Genomic DNA, 14,446 nt, shown 5'->3' with positions numbered 1-14,446 from the left:
GGGTAAGGCAGGGGTGCATCGAATGGGAAGGCGCTTTCGTTTTCACGATTCACCATTCCCCACTGCCGGTTCCCGGCTTACTTCGGCGCCAACCGCGTAGCGCCGTCCAGGCGGATCGTCTCGCCGTTGAGATACGTGTTGCCGAGGATGTACGCGACCAGGTCGGCGAACTCCTTCGGCTGGCCCAGGCGTGAGGGGAACGGGATGGAGGCGGCAAGCGACTGCTGCACGGATTCGGGCATGCCGTCGACCATCGGCGTCCAGAACACGCCCGGGGCGATGGTCATCACGCGGATGCCGAAACGCGACAGTTCGCGCGCCATCGGCAGGGTCATGGCGACCACGCCGCCCTTCGAAGCGGAGTATGCGGCCTGGCCGATCTGGCCCTCGTACGCGGCCACCGAGGCGGTGTTGACGATCACGCCGCGCTCGCCGTCGTCGCCGGCTTCGTTGTGCTGCATCAGTTCGGCCGCGGCCTTGGCGACGTTGAAGCTGCCGACGAGGTTGACCATCACCGTCGACTGGAACTGCGACAGCGGCATCGCGGCCTCGCGGCCGAGCACGCGGCCGGCGCCGAGGATGCCGGCGCAGTTGACGGTGACGTTCAGGCCGCCGAGGAAGTCGCGCGCCGCCTTGACGTTCTCGACGACGCCGGCTTCGCTGGTGACGTCGGTCTTGAAGTAGCGCGCGTTGGCCTCGCCCAGTTCGGCGACGGCGGCGGTGCCCTTCTCGTCGTTCACGTCGAACAGCGCGACCTTGCCGCCGTGGGCGACCAGGTGCTGGGCGACGGCGAGGCCAAGGCCGGAAACGCCACCGGTGACGATGGCGCGGGCGGATTGAAGTTGCATGGGCTCAGGTCCTGGTCGCGGAAAGGCGGGATTTTAGCGTTGGAATGCCGGTTCCCGCAGCGATCGGCGCAGCGTCCGTGTGGCGATCGGAGCCACCGTCGTGCCTCGACCCCACCCAACGCCTCGCCAGGCCTGAGAGGAGCTCGGAGGTTTACGTCACGCAACCGTCGGATAGCGCTCGCGCAGCTCTTCAGGCGTCATGCCGGGGGCGAACAGGAAGCCCTGGCCCACGTTCACGCCCAGCTGCAGCAGGAAATCGCGGTGCTGTTCCGTCTCCACGCCCTCGGCGACCAGCGCCAGCCCAAGGCTGCGGGCGATACCGGTGACCGCCTGGCAGATCGCGACATCGGACTGGTTGTCCGGCACGCCCTGCACGAACAGCTGGCTGAGCTTGAGCCCGTGGATCGGCAGGCGGCGCAGGTAGTTCAGCGCGCTGTAACCCTCGCCGAAATCGTCGATCGTCAGGATCACGCCCAGCTGGCGCAGCGCGGCGAAGGTGCGAAGCGTGTCGGGCGCGTCCTCGATCAGCACGCGTTCGGTGAATTCCAGTTCCAGCGCGTGGCCGGGCAGGCCGTACTCTGCGAGCACCGCGCCGACCGTGCTGGCGAGGTCCTCGCCGAGAAACTGCCGGTACGAGACGTTCACCGCCACGCGCGGGATGTTCAGCCCCGCGTCCTGCCATTCGCGCATCTGGCGGCAGGCTTCGTTGAGCACCCAATCGCCGATGCCGACGATGTCGCCGGTGGTTTCGGCGTGGTCGATGAACTTGTCCGGGCGGATTTCGCCGAGCGAATGATTGCGCCAGCGGATCAGCGCTTCGGCGGCCACGACGCTGCCGTCGCGCATGTCGATCTGCGGCTGGTAGACGAGGTGGAACTCCTCGTTGTTCACCGCGCGGCGCAGGTGCGTCTCCAGCTGGAGACGATGCAACTGCTGCTCGGCCAGCTCCGGCGTGAAGGTCTGCCAGCCGTTACGCCCGCGGCGTTTGCTGTCGTACATCGCCACGTCGGCGCTCTGGATCAACTGTTGCGAACGCACGCCGTCCAGCGGCGCCTGCGCGATGCCGATGCTCGCGGTGATGCTGAATTCCTCGCCGTCCAGGCGGAAGCTGTCGCCGAAGATTTCCAGGATCGCGTCGGCCATCCGCTCCGGGCGCGACGGATCGCTGCCGGTATCGCACAGGATCAGGAACTCGTCGCCGCCGAAGCGCGCGATCAGGCCTTCGTTGCCGATGGCGCGCTGGATGCGGCGCGCGGCCGAGGCGAGCAGGCGATCGCCCGCGGCGTGGCCGAGCACGTCGTTGACGACCTTGAAACGATCGAGGTCGACGTACAGCACCGCCAATTGCGAGCGCAGCGGATCGTCGAGCCGGCTTTCCAGTTCCGCCAGCACGGCGTCTCGATTGAGCAGCCCGGTGAGCGGATCGCTGCGCGCCTGCACGCGCAGGGTTTCCTCGTCGTGCTTGCGTTCGGTGATGTCCTGCAGCGTGCCGGTGAGATGCGAGTTGAGCGGATCGCCGGCTTCGGCCTCGCCAATCACGCGCACCCAGAACGAGCGGCCGTCGGCGCGATGGCCCTGGACTTCCAGATCGAGGTTGCGGCCGAACGAAATCGCCTGCCCGAGCGAGGCGCGCAGGCGTTCGCGATCCTCGCTCCTCAGGCAGGCGAGCATGCCTTCGATGGTGTCCGGCGCCGGGCGATGTCCCAGGATGCGCTGCGCTTCCTCGGTGAGGTAGAGCCGGTCGGGCGTGACGTCCCATTCCCAGCCGCCGATGTGCGCCATGCTCTGCGCGCGATCGAACAGCGTGCTGTCGCGCTTGAGCGCGGTGACGTCGGAAAACAGCGACAACACCTGCTGCGGCTTGTCGCCGCCGGGCGGGAACTGCGGCACCGCGGTGACCGACAACCACATCAGCTGCTGCCGCGTGCGGTGGTACAGGCCGAGCAGGGTGCTTTCGATGATGCGACCGGTCTGCAGCGCGCGCGTGGACGGATAGCGTTCGCTCGGCAGCTCGCGCCCGCGCTCGTCCACGACCAGCCACTGGTCGGCCCGCAGCGCGTCGTTCACCAGTTCGCCTTCGCCGACGCCGAGAATCTTCATCGCCGCGACGTTGGCGTAGGTGATCTGCAGGTCCGCGTCCTGCACGAGGATGCCACGATCCACCGCTTCCATCAGCTCGCGATAGCGCAGTTCGGCGGTGTGGCGGCTGCTCAGGTCGCGCGCGACGGCGACCATCGCCTTGTGGCCGTCGAAGGTGAGCCCGGCGGTGTGCACTTCGACCGGAAAGCGCGTGCCGTCGCCGCGCATGTTGGTGACTTCCACGACATAGGTGTCGCCGCGATTGAGTGTTTCCCACACTGGGACCATGTGGTCCTGCGGCAGGTCGGGATTGAGCGTTTCGATCGGCTGGCCGACGATTTCCTCGCGCGGCCGGCGGTACGCATCCATGCCGGCCTTGTTGAGGTCGAGCACGGTGCCGTCCCACGCGATGATGCTCACCGGATCCGGGACCGCGTCGAACAGCGTGCGATACCGCGCGCGTTCGGCTTCGCATTCGGCCAGCGATGTCGCCAGCGCCGCATGCGCCTGCAGCAGCAGTTCGCGCGTTGCGGCGGGAAGGGCCTCGTCGCGGGCCGCCTCCTGCAACGCCGCCAGCGTGGAAGTCGCGTCCGCCGGAGTGGGCGGGGCGGTGTCCTGCGCGGGCGTGCGTCGCTTCATGTGGTCGACCGGTCAGGTGGTGGTCAGTGCCTTGCCGACCTTGCTGCCGGTTTCGCGCCCGAGTTTCGAGGCGAGCCACCGGCCGGTGTCGGCGAGTCTGGGCAGGTCGATACCGGTCTCGATGCCGAGGCCGTGCAGCATGTACACGACGTCCTCGGTCGCCACGTTGCCGCTCGCGCCCTTGGCGTACGGGCACCCGCCGGTGCCGGACACCGCGGCGTCCACCACCGCCACGCCTTCCTCCAGGCACGCGAGCACGTTGGCGAGCGCCTGTCCGTAGGTGTCGTGGAAGTGCACGGCGAGCGCGTTGACCGGCACTTCGGACGCGACCGCGAGCAGCATCGCGCGCGCCTTGCCCGGCGTGCCGACGCCGATGGTGTCGCCGAGGGAGACCTCGTAGCAGCCCATCTCGTGCAGCGCACGCGCGACGCGCACCACGTCGGTGAGCGGCACCTCGCCCTGATAGGGGCATCCGAGCACGGTGGAGACATAACCGCGCACGGCGACGCCGTCGGCGCGCGCGCGTTCCATCACCGGCGCGAAGCGTTGCAGCGACTCGTCGATGGAGGCGTTGATGTTCTTGCGGTTGAACGCCTCCGACGCCGCGGTGAACACGGCGATCTCGTCCACGCCAACCGCGCGGGCGCGTTCGTAACCCTGTTCGTTCGGCACCAGCACGGGATAGCGCACGCCGGGTCTGCGCTGGATGCCGGCGAATACGTCCGCCGCGTCGGCCAGCTGCGGCACCCATTTCGGGCTGACGAAACTCGTCGCCTCGATGCTGCGGAGGCCGGTGTCGGACAGCCGGTCGATCAGCTCGATCTTGTCGGCGGTCGCTATCGTCGCCTTTTCGTTCTGCAACCCGTCGCGCGGGCCGACTTCGACGATGCGGACGGAGGACTTCATGGTGGCCGGCCTCATTCGTCCTGCGCCAGCGCGACGAGCACGGCATCGGCCTCGACGAAGTCGCCCGCGGCCGCGCGCACCTGCGCGATGGTCCCCGCGCGCGGCGCCTTCAGGCTGAGCTCCATCTTCATCGCTTCGATCACCATCAGCTCCTGTCCGGACTCCACGGCATCGCCCTCGGCGGCCTTCACCAGCACCACGCGCCCCGGCATCGGCGCGAGCACGTGGTGGCCGGCGCTGCCGCCGCCGCTGCGCTCGTGGCGATACATCGGCACCCCCAGCAGGCGCAGGCGGCGTTCGCCATCGTGCACCACCAGACGCTGGCGACCTTCGGCCAGCGTATCCAGTTCGAACGTAAAGCGGCGTCCATGTCCGCCAATGCGCAGGCTGAGCGTGCCTTCCGGGCCGATGCGCGCGCCCTCGACCCGATGCGACTGGCCGGCCAGCTCGATCCGGTACTCGCCCGCGGCGCCTTGCGCGTGCAGTTCGACGCGGGTGTCGCCGTGCAGGAACGCCAGGCTGCGGTGGCCGCCGTGGCCCAGGCGCCAGCCGTCGGCGATGGCCCACGGCGAGGTCGGGTCGGTCGACGCCGCCGCGCGCGTACGGGTGTCGTGTTCCTGCGCGAGCAGCAGCGCGGTGGAGCCGGCAAGCAGCCGCTCCGTGATGTCTTCCTCGGCGGTCGCGAGGAACTCGTCGAGGTGGCGGTCGAGGTAGCCGGTATCGATCGTGCCATCCACCACCGCCGGATGGCGCGCGAGGCGTTCGAGGAATTCGATGTTCGATTTCGGACCGGCGATGTCGCACGACGCCAGCGCGCTGCGCAGCCGCGCGAGCGCGGCGGGGCGGTCGGCGGCGTGGACGATGAGCTTGGCGATCATCGGGTCGTAGAAGATGGTGACGGTGTCGCCTTCCACCACGCCCGAATCGATGCGCACACCCTCGCTGGCATGCGGGAGGCGCAACCGTTCGAGCCTGCCCGAACCCGGAAGGAAGCCCGCGTCCGGGTCTTCGGCGTACAGGCGCACTTCGATCGCGTGGCCGTCCTGCGCGATGGCGTCCTGCGCCAGCGGCAGCGCGTCGCCGGCCGCCACGCGCAGCTGCCATTCGACCAGGTCGAGCCCGGTCACCATCTCGGTGACGGGATGCTCCACCTGCAGGCGCGTGTTGATTTCCATGAAGTAGAAGCCGCCGTCCTGCCCGACGATGAACTCGACGGTGCCGGCGTTGACGTAGTCGATCGAGCGCGCGGCGAGCACCGCGGCATCGCCCATCGCACGGCGCAGGTCCGGCGTGAGGAACGGCGAGGGCGATTCCTCCAGCACCTTCTGGTAACGCCGCTGCGCCGAGCACTCGCGTTCGTTGAGGTGGATCGCGTTGCCGTGCGTGTCGGCGAAGACCTGGATCTCGATGTGGCGCGGTTTCTCGACGTAGCGCTCGAGCAGCACGCGGTCCCGACCGAAGGCGTTGGCGGCCTCGCGCTGGCAGCTTTGCAGGTTCGCCGCGAACTCGCCGCTCGTGCGCACGATGCGCATGCCCTTGCCGCCGCCGCCGTGCGCGGCCTTGATCATCAGCGGATAACCGATGGCGTCCGCCTCGCGTTGCAGGCGCTCGGGCGACTGGTCCTCTCCGGTGTAGCCGGGAACGACGGGCACGCCCGCGGCCTGCATCAACTCCTTCGCACCGGCCTTGCTGCCCATCTTGCGCATGGACGCGGCCTTCGGGCCGATGAAGGCGATGCCGGCCGCTTCGACGGCGTCGGCGAAATCGGCGTTTTCGCTGAGGAAGCCGTACCCCGGGTGCACGGCCTGCGCGCCGGACTTCAATGCGACCTCGATGATCGCCTCGCCGCGCAGGTAGCTGTCCTGCGGACGCGGGCCGCCGATGGGCCACGCTTCGTCCGCCTGGCGCACGTGCTGCGCGTCGGCATCGGCTTCGGAATACACCGCGACGGTGCGGATGCCCAGGCGCCGGCAGGTGCGGATGACGCGGCAGGCGATTTCGCCGCGATTGGCGATCAGGACTTTGTCGAACAGGCGGTGCTGGGGCATGGGGTCACTCGGGACGGTGGCACACGGCTTCGATGTTGTTGCCGTCGAAGTCGATCACGAAGGCGCCGTAATAGTTCGGGTGGTAGTGCGGTCGCAGGCCCGGGGCGCCGTTGTCGCGTGCACCGTGCTGCAGGGCGATGGCGTGGAATTCGTCGACCGCCGCGCGCGAGGCCGCGACGAATGCGATGTGCACGCCGGTGCTCGGCGTGTCGCCGGTGCCGATCCAGAAGTCGGGCTTCTTGTCACCGAAGCCGCAGCCTTCGTAGCCGCCGCTTTGTTCCTTCGTCACGTCCATGACGATGCCGTAGTCGAGCACGCCGAGGATGCGCTCGTAGAAAGCGCGCGAATGGGCGTAGTCGGAAACGGTGATACCGGTGTGGTCGAGCATGTCGTTTCTCCGTAGTGCTTACTGGCACCAGCGCGGCTTGCGCTTGTCGAGGAACGCCGTGAGGCCTTCCTGTCCTTCGTCCGATACGCGCAGGCGCGCGATCAGCGCGGCGTTGTCGTGGTCGAGCCGGTCGCGGTCGCGTTCGAATGCCACGCGCCGCACCAGCGACTTCGCCTGCGCGCTGGCGTGCGGGCCGGCCTTCAGCAGCAGGTCGACCTGACGCTGCACCGCGGCGTCGAGCGCGTCGCCTTCGACGACCTGGTGCAGCAGGCCGATCTCCAGCGCGGTCGCGGCATCGAAGATTTCCGCCGTGGCGAACCAGCGGCGCGCCTGGCGCGGGCCGATGGCATCGAGCACGTACGGCGAGATCACCGCCGGCAGCAGGCCCAGCTTGCTTTCGGTCAGGCCGAACTTCGCGTCGGTGGCGGCGATGGCGATGTCGCAGCAGGCCACCAGCCCGACGCCGCCGCCGAACGCCGCGCCCTGCACGCGGGCGACGGTCGGGCGGGGCAGTTCGTCCAGGGTCCGCATCAGGCGGGCGAGGGCGAGGGAATCGGTGCGGTTGGCCTCCTCGCTGGCGGCGGCCATGCCGCGCATCCAGTTGAGGTCCGCGCCGGCCGAGAACGAGGGCCCTTCGCCTTCCAGCACCACCACCCGGACGCTGTCGTCCTCGGCCACGGCCTCCAGCGCGCCGGTCAGCGCGGCGATCAGCATGGCGTCGAAGGCGTTGTGCAGCTCCGGACGATTCAGTCGCAGCCGGGCGACGGGCCCTTCGCGCAGGTTCAACAGCGGATTGGTCATCGGCCGGAATGCTTGTTGGAGTCTGGCGAATGATAGCCGGTGCCTTCCAACGGCCATGCTGCAACCGCGTTCGGCGGACCGGGTGCTACAATTGAGAACGATTCCCATCTTGTCGGCCCGTCGCCCCGCGGCGGACCGGCCCACAGGTGAACCTTGAAGCTGTCCGAACTGCCACGCCGTACCGCCGCCACCGTCGACGCCGTCGAGGACCTGGCGCCCAACGATGCGATCGCGCGCCGCCTGCGCGAGCTGGGCTTCGTGCGCGGCGAACGGGTGGAAGTGATGGCGGCCGGGCCGGTGTCGAAGGAACCGCTGCTGGTGCAGGTCGGCTTCACCCGTTTCGCGCTGCGTCGCACCGAAGCGGCGCGGGTACGCGTGTCGCTCGACGCCATCGTCGACGGAGCGATCGCATGAGCGCGGCGGAAGGTGCGGTGAAGGGCGTGGCGGCCGTGCAGAGCGCCGCGGCGCATAGCGTGCGCGTCGCGCTCATCGGCAACCCCAATTGCGGCAAGACGGCGCTGTTCAACCAGCTCACCGGCAGCCGGCAGAAGGTCGCGAACTACGCCGGTGTCACGGTGGAGCGCAAGGAAGGCCGCTTCCACGCGCCCTCGGGCCGCCATTACGCGGTGCTCGATCTGCCGGGCGCCTACAGCCTGCACGCGGCGAGCCTGGACGAAGCGGTCGCGCGCGATGTCTGCCGCGGCTTCTATCCCGGCGAACCCGCGCCGGACGTGCTGGTGTGCGTGGTCGATGCGACCAACCTGCGCCTGCATCTTCGTTTCGCGCTGGAAGTGCGCGAACTCGGCCGGCCGATGGTGCTCGCCGTCAACATGATGGATGCCGCCAAGCGTCGCGGCATCGAAGTCGACCTCGCCGCGCTGGAGCGCGAACTCGGCGTGCCCGTCGTGCCGACCGTCGCGGTGCGCAATGGCGGCGCGCGCGAGCTCGTCGCAATGCTCGACCGCGTCGCCGGCAAGCTGCACGAACCCACGTCGCACCTGCCGGCCGAGCTCGTCCACGACCCCGACGCGCTGCACGCCGAAACGCGCCGCCTGCTGTCGCTGGCCGTGACCATGCCGCGCCGCACCGCCGAGGTGGACGACGTGCTGGACAGGTGGCTGCTGCATCCGGTGATGGGGCTCGTGTCGTTGGCGATTGTCATGTTCCTGATCTTCCAGGCCGTGTACGCCTGGGCGACGCCGCTGATGGACCTCATCGAAGGCGGCACCGGCCTGCTGGGCGAGACGCTCGGCAACGCGTTGCCCGATGGCCCGCTGCGCAGCCTGCTGGTCGACGGCATCATCGCCGGCCTCGGCAGCGTGGTGGTGTTCCTGCCGCAGATCCTGATCCTGTTCGCCTTCATCCTCGCGCTCGAGGAATCGGGCTACCTGCCGCGCGCGGCGTTCCTTCTGGATCGCCTCATGTCGAAGGCGGGCCTGTCCGGACGCTCGTTCATCCCGCTGCTGTCGAGCTTCGCCTGCGCTGTCCCGGGCATCATGGCGACGCGCTCGATCCAGGACCCTCGCGACCGCCTCGCCACCATCCTGGTCGCGCCGCTGATGACGTGCTCGGCGCGCCTGCCGGTGTACGCGTTGCTGATCGGTGCCTTCATTCCGCAGCGGCAGGTCGCCGGCGGTTTGCTCAACCTGCAGGGACTCGTGCTGTTCGCGCTGTACGCGGCCGGCATCGCCAGCGCGCTGGCGGTGGCGTGGATCATGAAGAAGTGGCGACGCGACAAGAGCGAGCACGCGCTGCTGCTCGAACTGCCGTCGTACCGCATCCCGCACCCGCGCGATCTGCTCATCGGCCTGTGGGAACGCGCGTGGATCTTCCTGCGCCGCGTCGGCGGCATCATCCTCGCGCTGACGATCCTGCTGTGGTTCCTGCTGTCGTTCCCGGCGGCGCCGGCCGGCGCGACGGGCCCGGCCATCGACTACAGCTTCGCCGGCCGCATCGGCCACGCGCTGACGGCGGTGTTCGCGCCGGTCGGCTTCAACTGGCAGATCTGCATCGCGCTGATTCCCGGCCTCGCCGCGCGCGAAGTCGCCGTGTCGTCGCTGGCGACCGTGTACGCGCTGTCGGCCGCCAACGACGAAGCTGCCGCGCAGGCGCTGTCGCCGATCATCACCGGCTCGTGGTCGCTGGCCACCGCGCTGTCGCTGCTGGTGTGGTTCATCTACGCGCCGCAGTGCATCTCGACGCTGGCGACGATCAAGCGCGAAACCAACTCCTGGAAGCAGGTGGCCATCGCCACCGGCTATCTGTTCGGACTGGCGTACCTGGCGTCCTTCGTGACGTACCACGTCGCCGTGGCGCTGGGCGCGGGCTGACGATGGACGCCGGCCTGCTCGCGCAGTACGCGATCATCGCCGTGGCGGTGGTCTTCAGCGCGTGGTTCGTCGCGAAGCGGCAGTTCCCGAACGCGGTGCGCCGCTTGCGCCTGGCCATCGCGGTTCCGATGGTGCGTGGCGGGCGCGCGCCGTGGATGCAGAAACTGGGTCGGCAGATCGCACCGCCGGCGATGTCGAACGACGGCGCGTGCGGCGGATGCAACAGCTGCGGGCCTTCGGAGCCCAAGCGGCACTGAGGCGGCGCTACTGAGGCTGCTCGCAACCCCTCTCCCGCAAGCAGGAGAGGGGCAGGTTGCGAGCCGACGGGTTCGAGCGGAGCTAGTGCTTCCGCCGAGCCCGATACCCACGCACTTCGACGGCCTCGACTTCCAGCGTGAACGAGCGCTCCTCGCCGTTGAACAACGCACCCACGCCCATCACCTGGCGCTCGATTTCCTCGCCGTCCGCGTTGCGGATGGTGAGTACCACCGAGTACTCCAGCGCGTTGTCGCCCGGCGGCGGCTTGATCGTGCCCTCCACGCGCAGCGGCACCGACCGCAGCTGCGCGGATTGCGCGGCGTCCGGATCGAAACGCAGGTGATGCCGGCACGAGGGACAGACGTTCGCGCTTTCCAGGATCGTCGTCTTACAGTGCGGGCACGTCCGCGTCGCGCCGGGTGTGCCGGGGCGCGCGAGGCTCATGACGCGGCGGACGCCTCGGTCTTCGGTTCGCCCTTGTCGGCCTTGTCGTGCTTGTCGGACTTGCCGCTGCTGCGGGCGTCGCGATCGTCGAAGCCGAAGTCGACCTGGCCGCGCATGCGCGAACCCGGGGCGATGCTCACCACGCCGGCCTTGATGTCGCCGACCACCACGCCGCCTTCGAGCAGTTCGACGTGCTGCGCCGACTCGACGTTGCCTTCCAGCTCGCCGGCGATCACGACCTTGCGCGCACGCACGCCGCCGTTGACCTTCGCGCCGACTTCGATGGTCAGGTCGCCTTCGACGTGGACGTCGCCCTTGAAGCGGCCGGCGATGCGGATGTGGCCGGCGCCGTTGATCTTGCCTTCGATCGACAGGTCGGCGGCGATCACCGATTCCTTGCCTTCGCGTTCGGCAGGACGCGGGTTCGACGCCTGTGTCGGCGCGGGCGCGGGTGCAGCAGCGCTGGTGGCGGCGGGCTTGGGCGCGCCGAAGGAGAACTCGTCGCGTGCCGGTTCCTTCGGCAGCGCGGACTCGGTGGGATTGGACGGGGCAGGGCCGTTGTCGCGCTTGGGCGTGGAGGGCTGTGGGGAATTGAAAATCGCCATGACGCACTTCCTCGATTGGCAGGGGCGGGGCAATGCACGGGGGTGCAGAGATCGGGGTGCAACCCACCCGAGGCTACGCCCGCCAATTCACCCTGCGTGTGACTCGCCTCACCCAATCGTCGGCTGGTTGGGCTCGTTCATTTGCGGATCACCTCCCTGAATCCGAAGCAGGCCGCCTGCAGCCGGGAGGGCGTTACATGCGGAACACGCCAAAGCGCGTGCTGCCGTCGCCCGGCGCGCTTTCGATGGGCGCGTTGAAGCTTGCAGAAAGCGCAAGGCCGAGCACGCGCCGCGTGTCGGCCGGATCGATGATGCCGTCGTCCCACAGGCGCGCCGTCGCGTAATACGGATTGCCTTGCGATTCGTACTGCTCGCGGATCGGCGCCTTGAAGGCATCTTCCTCCTCGCTCGACCACGTTTTGCCGGCGGCCTCGATGCCGTCGCGCTTCACCGTCGCCAGCACGCTCGCGGCCTGCTCGCCGCCCATCACGCTGATGCGCGCGTTCGGCCACATCCACAAAAAGCGCGCGCCGTACGCGCGGCCGCACATCGCGTAGTTGCCCGCGCCGAAACTGCCGCCGATCACGACGGTGAACTTCGGCACGTGCGAGCACGCCACGGCCGTCACCATCTTCGCGCCGTCCTTCGCGATGCCGGCGTTCTCGTATTTGCGCCCGACCATGAAACCGGTGATGTTCTGCAGGAACACGAGCGGGATGCCGCGCTGGTTGCACAGTTCGATGAAGTGCGCGCCCTTGAGCGCGCTTTCGGCGAACAAAATTCCGTTGTTGGCGACGATGCCCACGGGATAGCCATGCACATGCGCGAAGCCGGTGACCAGCGTCTTGCCGTAGCGCGCCTTGAACTCCTGGAACTCGCTGCCGTCCACCACGCGCGCGATCACTTCGCGGATGTCGAACGGACGGCGCGTGTCCTTCGGCACGATGCCGTACAACTCGCCGGGCGGATACGCCGGTTCGCGCGATTCGCGCACCGCGACCGGCAGCGTCTTGCGGCGGTTGAACGTGCCGACGATGTCGCGCGCGATCTGCAACGCGTGGCGGTCGTCCTCGGCGAAATGGTCCGCCACGCCCGAGATGCTGGTGTGCACGTCGGCGCCGCCGAGCGCTTCGGCGTCGACGACTTCGCCGGTGGCGGCCTTCACCAGCGGCGGGCCCCCGAGGAAGATCGTGCCCTGTTCCTTGACGATGATCGATTCGTCGCACATTGCCGGCACGTATGCGCCGCCGGCGGTGCACGAACCCATGACGACGGCGACCTGCGGGATGTTCTCCGCGCTCAACCGCGCCTGGTTGTAGAAGATGCGGCCGAAGTGTTCCTTGTCGGGGAACACCTCGTCCTGCAGCGGCAGGAACGCGCCGCCCGAATCGACGAGGTACACGCAGGGCAGGCGGTTCTCGCGCGCCACTTCCTGCGCGCGCAGGTGCTTTTTCACCGTCATCGGGAAGTACGTGCCGCCCTTGACCGTCGCGTCGTTGGCGACGATCACGACTTCCTGGTCCATCACGCGACCAATGCCGCAGACCATGCCGGCGGCTGGCGCCGCATCGTCGTACATGCCTTCGGCGGCGAGCGGTGCGATTTCCAGGAACGGCGAGCCCGGATCGAGCAATGCGGCGATGCGGTCGCGTGCGAGCAGCTTGCCGCGTTCGGTGTGCTTGGTGCGCGCCTTTTCGCCGCCACCGCCGGCTGCGCGTGCGAGGCGGGCATCCAGTTCGTCGACCAGCGCGCGATGGTAGGCGACGTTGTCCTGGAAATCCTGCGAGCGGGGATCGATGTTGGAAGTCAGTGCGGGCATCGATGCAGCGGCGTGCGGAAGATGCGGCATCAGACCATAAAGCGCAGGCTTCGGCCAATTGCGCGGGTCGTGTCGGCGGCGCACAGGCGTCGTGATGGGGCATCACGCCAAAAGGAAAGGCCCGCGCGAGCGGGCCCTTCCCATGGAACGTATCGCGGCCTGGCGGCAGCGCCTTACTTGCGTTCGGCGGCTTCCTGCTCGGCCTTCTCGGCGGCGTTGTCGGCCTTCTCGGCGACCTTGCTCGCCGCATCGGCGGTGGCCTGTGCGGCGTCGGCAGTGGCGGCAGCAGCGCCGGCCGCAGCGTCGTTGGCGACTTCGCGCGAACGCTCCGCCGCGTTGTCCACCGCGACGCTTGCGCGGTCGGCGGCTTCGCTCGTGGCGGCAGCGGCGGCTTCGGCCGATTCCTGCGCGGCGTTGGCGGAGGCGTCGGCTGCCTGGTGGGCAGCGTCGGCGGCTTCGGCCGCTTCGCTCTGCGTGTCTGCCTGATGGCAGGCCGACAGCGACAGCGCGGCGACGGTCATGGCAATGGCAGCGTAAAGCTTGGTGTTCATTGGGTTTCTCCGATTGACGGGGTTGGGTCCCAGCCGGGGCGCACGATGCCAGCGGGCGCGCGAAGAAAAAGTCATCGTCCGGTCGCGGTGCGTCCGGGCAGATGAATCACGGAGAAACCGTCGGGGCTCTCAGCAGGGCGGTGGCGTCGTGCCGTCAGCGACGGCGCGCGTTCGATTCGTGCACTGCACGCGATGCATCGCGCATGCGTCCGCAGGACCGTGTCGCTGCAAATCAATCGCACCAAAAGAAAAAGCCGCCGGAATCCGGCGGCTTTTTCGAGAGGAAGTCACTCGGGCAATTGCTTGCCCGCAGTGATTACTTCTTCTCTTCCTTCGAAGCTTCAGCAGCCTGGTCGGCGGCGTCAGCAGCCTGGCCGGCAGCGTCAGCAGCCTGCGAAGCGGCGTCGGCAGCAGCGTCGGCAGCGGCCGGAGCAGCAGCGGCGGCGGTGGCGTCGGCCGAAGCGGCGGCGGCGTCAGCAGCCTGGGCAGCGGTGTCGGCAGCGGCCTGGGCAGCGTCGGCAGCAGCGGCGTCGCCCGAAGCAGCGGCGTCGGTGGCGGCAGCAGCGGCTTCGGTCGAAGCAGCGGCGGCGTCAGCAGCGGCTTCGTCAGCCTGCTTCTGGTTCGAGCAGGCGGCCAGAGCGGCAACCATAGCCAGGGCGATCAGCGCCTTGTTGAAGGTCATGATTTTTATCCTCGTCGTTTAGTTAGGCAACGCGCAATTGCGCGTCAA

Annotated in this window: 14 protein-coding genes; 3 read left to right on the top strand and 11 right to left on the bottom strand. The window is 68.7% G+C overall.

Annotated elements, in window-relative coordinates; all coding sequences use genetic code 11:
• Nucleotides 1–77 precede the first annotated feature (77 nt).
• The 6 genes from LA521A_RS11705 to LA521A_RS11680 all read right to left on the bottom strand — a co-directional run bounded on the left by LA521A_RS11705 (nucleotide 78) and on the right by LA521A_RS11680 (nucleotide 7,709).
• Nucleotides 78–848: an SDR family NAD(P)-dependent oxidoreductase gene (locus LA521A_RS11705; protein ID WP_281779083.1), complete on the bottom strand. Its 771-nt coding sequence runs from the start codon at nucleotides 846–848 to the stop codon at nucleotides 78–80.
• A gap of 156 nt (nucleotides 849–1,004) precedes the next feature.
• The gene (locus LA521A_RS11700; protein WP_281779082.1) at nucleotides 1,005–3,566 is read right to left on the bottom strand and encodes a sensor domain-containing protein; all 2,562 of its coding nucleotides are present in this window, start codon (nucleotides 3,564–3,566) and stop codon (nucleotides 1,005–1,007) included.
• Between the two features lie 12 nt (nucleotides 3,567–3,578).
• A complete protein-coding gene (locus tag LA521A_RS11695; protein WP_281779081.1) occupies nucleotides 3,579–4,472 on the bottom strand; it encodes a hydroxymethylglutaryl-CoA lyase in 894 nt (297 codons plus the stop codon).
• A gap of 11 nt (nucleotides 4,473–4,483) precedes the next feature.
• The gene (locus LA521A_RS11690; RefSeq protein WP_281779080.1) at nucleotides 4,484–6,520 is read right to left on the bottom strand and encodes an acetyl-CoA carboxylase biotin carboxylase subunit; all 2,037 of its coding nucleotides are present in this window, start codon (nucleotides 6,518–6,520) and stop codon (nucleotides 4,484–4,486) included.
• 4 nt (nucleotides 6,521–6,524) lie between these two features.
• A complete protein-coding gene (locus LA521A_RS11685; protein ID WP_281779079.1) occupies nucleotides 6,525–6,908 on the bottom strand; it encodes a VOC family protein in 384 nt (127 codons plus the stop codon).
• 18 nt (nucleotides 6,909–6,926) lie between these two features.
• Nucleotides 6,927–7,709: an enoyl-CoA hydratase-related protein gene (locus LA521A_RS11680; protein ID WP_281779078.1), complete on the bottom strand. Its 783-nt coding sequence runs from the start codon at nucleotides 7,707–7,709 to the stop codon at nucleotides 6,927–6,929.
• Between the two features lie 153 nt (nucleotides 7,710–7,862).
• Here LA521A_RS11680 and LA521A_RS11675 point away from each other — a divergent pair, with 153 nt between their 5' ends.
• The 3 genes from LA521A_RS11675 to LA521A_RS11665 are packed head-to-tail and all read left to right on the top strand — an operon-like array spanning nucleotide 7,863 to nucleotide 10,296.
• A complete protein-coding gene (locus LA521A_RS11675) occupies nucleotides 7,863–8,123 on the top strand; it encodes a FeoA family protein (protein ID WP_281779077.1) in 261 nt (86 codons plus the stop codon).
• The gene (gene feoB / locus LA521A_RS11670) at nucleotides 8,120–10,039 is read left to right on the top strand and encodes a ferrous iron transport protein B (RefSeq protein ID WP_281779076.1); all 1,920 of its coding nucleotides are present in this window, start codon (nucleotides 8,120–8,122) and stop codon (nucleotides 10,037–10,039) included. Before LA521A_RS11675 ends, feoB begins: the two co-directional genes overlap by 4 nt.
• Before the next feature lie 2 nt (nucleotides 10,040–10,041).
• On the top strand, nucleotides 10,042–10,296 hold the full coding sequence (locus tag LA521A_RS11665) for a DUF6587 family protein (protein WP_281779075.1): 255 nt from the start codon (nucleotides 10,042–10,044) through the stop codon (nucleotides 10,294–10,296).
• Nucleotides 10,297–10,378: 82 nt separating this feature from the next.
• On the opposite strand, the gene LA521A_RS11660 is transcribed toward LA521A_RS11665, so the two are convergent.
• The 5 genes from LA521A_RS11660 to LA521A_RS11640 form a co-directional block, all read right to left on the bottom strand.
• The gene (locus LA521A_RS11660) at nucleotides 10,379–10,741 is read right to left on the bottom strand and encodes a hypothetical protein (protein ID WP_281779074.1); all 363 of its coding nucleotides are present in this window, start codon (nucleotides 10,739–10,741) and stop codon (nucleotides 10,379–10,381) included.
• On the bottom strand, nucleotides 10,738–11,346 hold the full coding sequence (locus tag LA521A_RS11655; protein ID WP_281779073.1) for a bactofilin family protein: 609 nt from the start codon (nucleotides 11,344–11,346) through the stop codon (nucleotides 10,738–10,740). The genes LA521A_RS11660 and LA521A_RS11655 overlap by 4 nt, the downstream gene beginning before the upstream one ends.
• Before the next feature lie 193 nt (nucleotides 11,347–11,539).
• Nucleotides 11,540–13,165, bottom strand: a complete 1,626-nt coding sequence (locus tag LA521A_RS11650; protein ID WP_281779072.1) for a carboxyl transferase domain-containing protein — start codon at nucleotides 13,163–13,165, stop codon at nucleotides 11,540–11,542.
• A gap of 173 nt (nucleotides 13,166–13,338) precedes the next feature.
• Nucleotides 13,339–13,716 carry a hypothetical protein gene (locus LA521A_RS11645; protein ID WP_281779071.1) on the bottom strand — a complete coding sequence of 126 codons (378 nt, stop codon included), beginning with the start codon at nucleotides 13,714–13,716 and terminating at the stop codon, nucleotides 13,339–13,341.
• A 316-nt stretch (nucleotides 13,717–14,032) separates the two neighbouring features.
• A complete protein-coding gene (locus LA521A_RS11640; RefSeq protein ID WP_115841772.1) occupies nucleotides 14,033–14,398 on the bottom strand; it encodes a hypothetical protein in 366 nt (121 codons plus the stop codon).
• Nucleotides 14,399–14,446: the final 48 nt, after the last annotated feature.

Source organism: Lysobacter auxotrophicus (genome assembly GCF_027924565.1).
Taxonomy (GTDB): Bacteria; Pseudomonadota; Gammaproteobacteria; order Xanthomonadales; family Xanthomonadaceae; genus Lysobacter_J; species Lysobacter_J auxotrophicus.
This window is presented reverse-complemented; position numbering and strand designations above follow the sequence as displayed.

What these genes read in the sequence shown, in the direction of transcription:
- LA521A_RS11680 (WP_281779078.1), bottom strand. Translation starts at nt 7,709, where the DNA reads ATGACCAATCCGCTGTTGAACCTGCGCGAAGGGCCCGTCGCCCGGCTG.
- feoB (WP_281779076.1), top strand. Translation starts at nt 8,120, where the DNA reads ATGAGCGCGGCGGAAGGTGCGGTGAAGGGCGTGGCGGCCGTGCAGAGC.
- LA521A_RS11685 (WP_281779079.1), bottom strand. Translation starts at nt 6,908, where the DNA reads ATGCTCGACCACACCGGTATCACCGTTTCCGACTACGCCCATTCGCGC.
- LA521A_RS11665 (WP_281779075.1), top strand. Translation starts at nt 10,042, where the DNA reads ATGGACGCCGGCCTGCTCGCGCAGTACGCGATCATCGCCGTGGCGGTG.
- LA521A_RS11700 (WP_281779082.1), bottom strand. Translation starts at nt 3,566, where the DNA reads ATGAAGCGACGCACGCCCGCGCAGGACACCGCCCCGCCCACTCCGGCG.
- LA521A_RS11640 (WP_115841772.1), bottom strand. Translation starts at nt 14,398, where the DNA reads ATGACCTTCAACAAGGCGCTGATCGCCCTGGCTATGGTTGCCGCTCTG.
- LA521A_RS11645 (WP_281779071.1), bottom strand. Translation starts at nt 13,716, where the DNA reads ATGAACACCAAGCTTTACGCTGCCATTGCCATGACCGTCGCCGCGCTG.
- LA521A_RS11660 (WP_281779074.1), bottom strand. Translation starts at nt 10,741, where the DNA reads ATGAGCCTCGCGCGCCCCGGCACACCCGGCGCGACGCGGACGTGCCCG.
- LA521A_RS11655 (WP_281779073.1), bottom strand. Translation starts at nt 11,346, where the DNA reads ATGGCGATTTTCAATTCCCCACAGCCCTCCACGCCCAAGCGCGACAAC.
- LA521A_RS11650 (WP_281779072.1), bottom strand. Translation starts at nt 13,165, where the DNA reads ATGCCCGCACTGACTTCCAACATCGATCCCCGCTCGCAGGATTTCCAG.
- LA521A_RS11695 (WP_281779081.1), bottom strand. Translation starts at nt 4,472, where the DNA reads ATGAAGTCCTCCGTCCGCATCGTCGAAGTCGGCCCGCGCGACGGGTTG.
- LA521A_RS11705 (WP_281779083.1), bottom strand. Translation starts at nt 848, where the DNA reads ATGCAACTTCAATCCGCCCGCGCCATCGTCACCGGTGGCGTTTCCGGC.
- LA521A_RS11690 (WP_281779080.1), bottom strand. Translation starts at nt 6,520, where the DNA reads ATGCCCCAGCACCGCCTGTTCGACAAAGTCCTGATCGCCAATCGCGGC.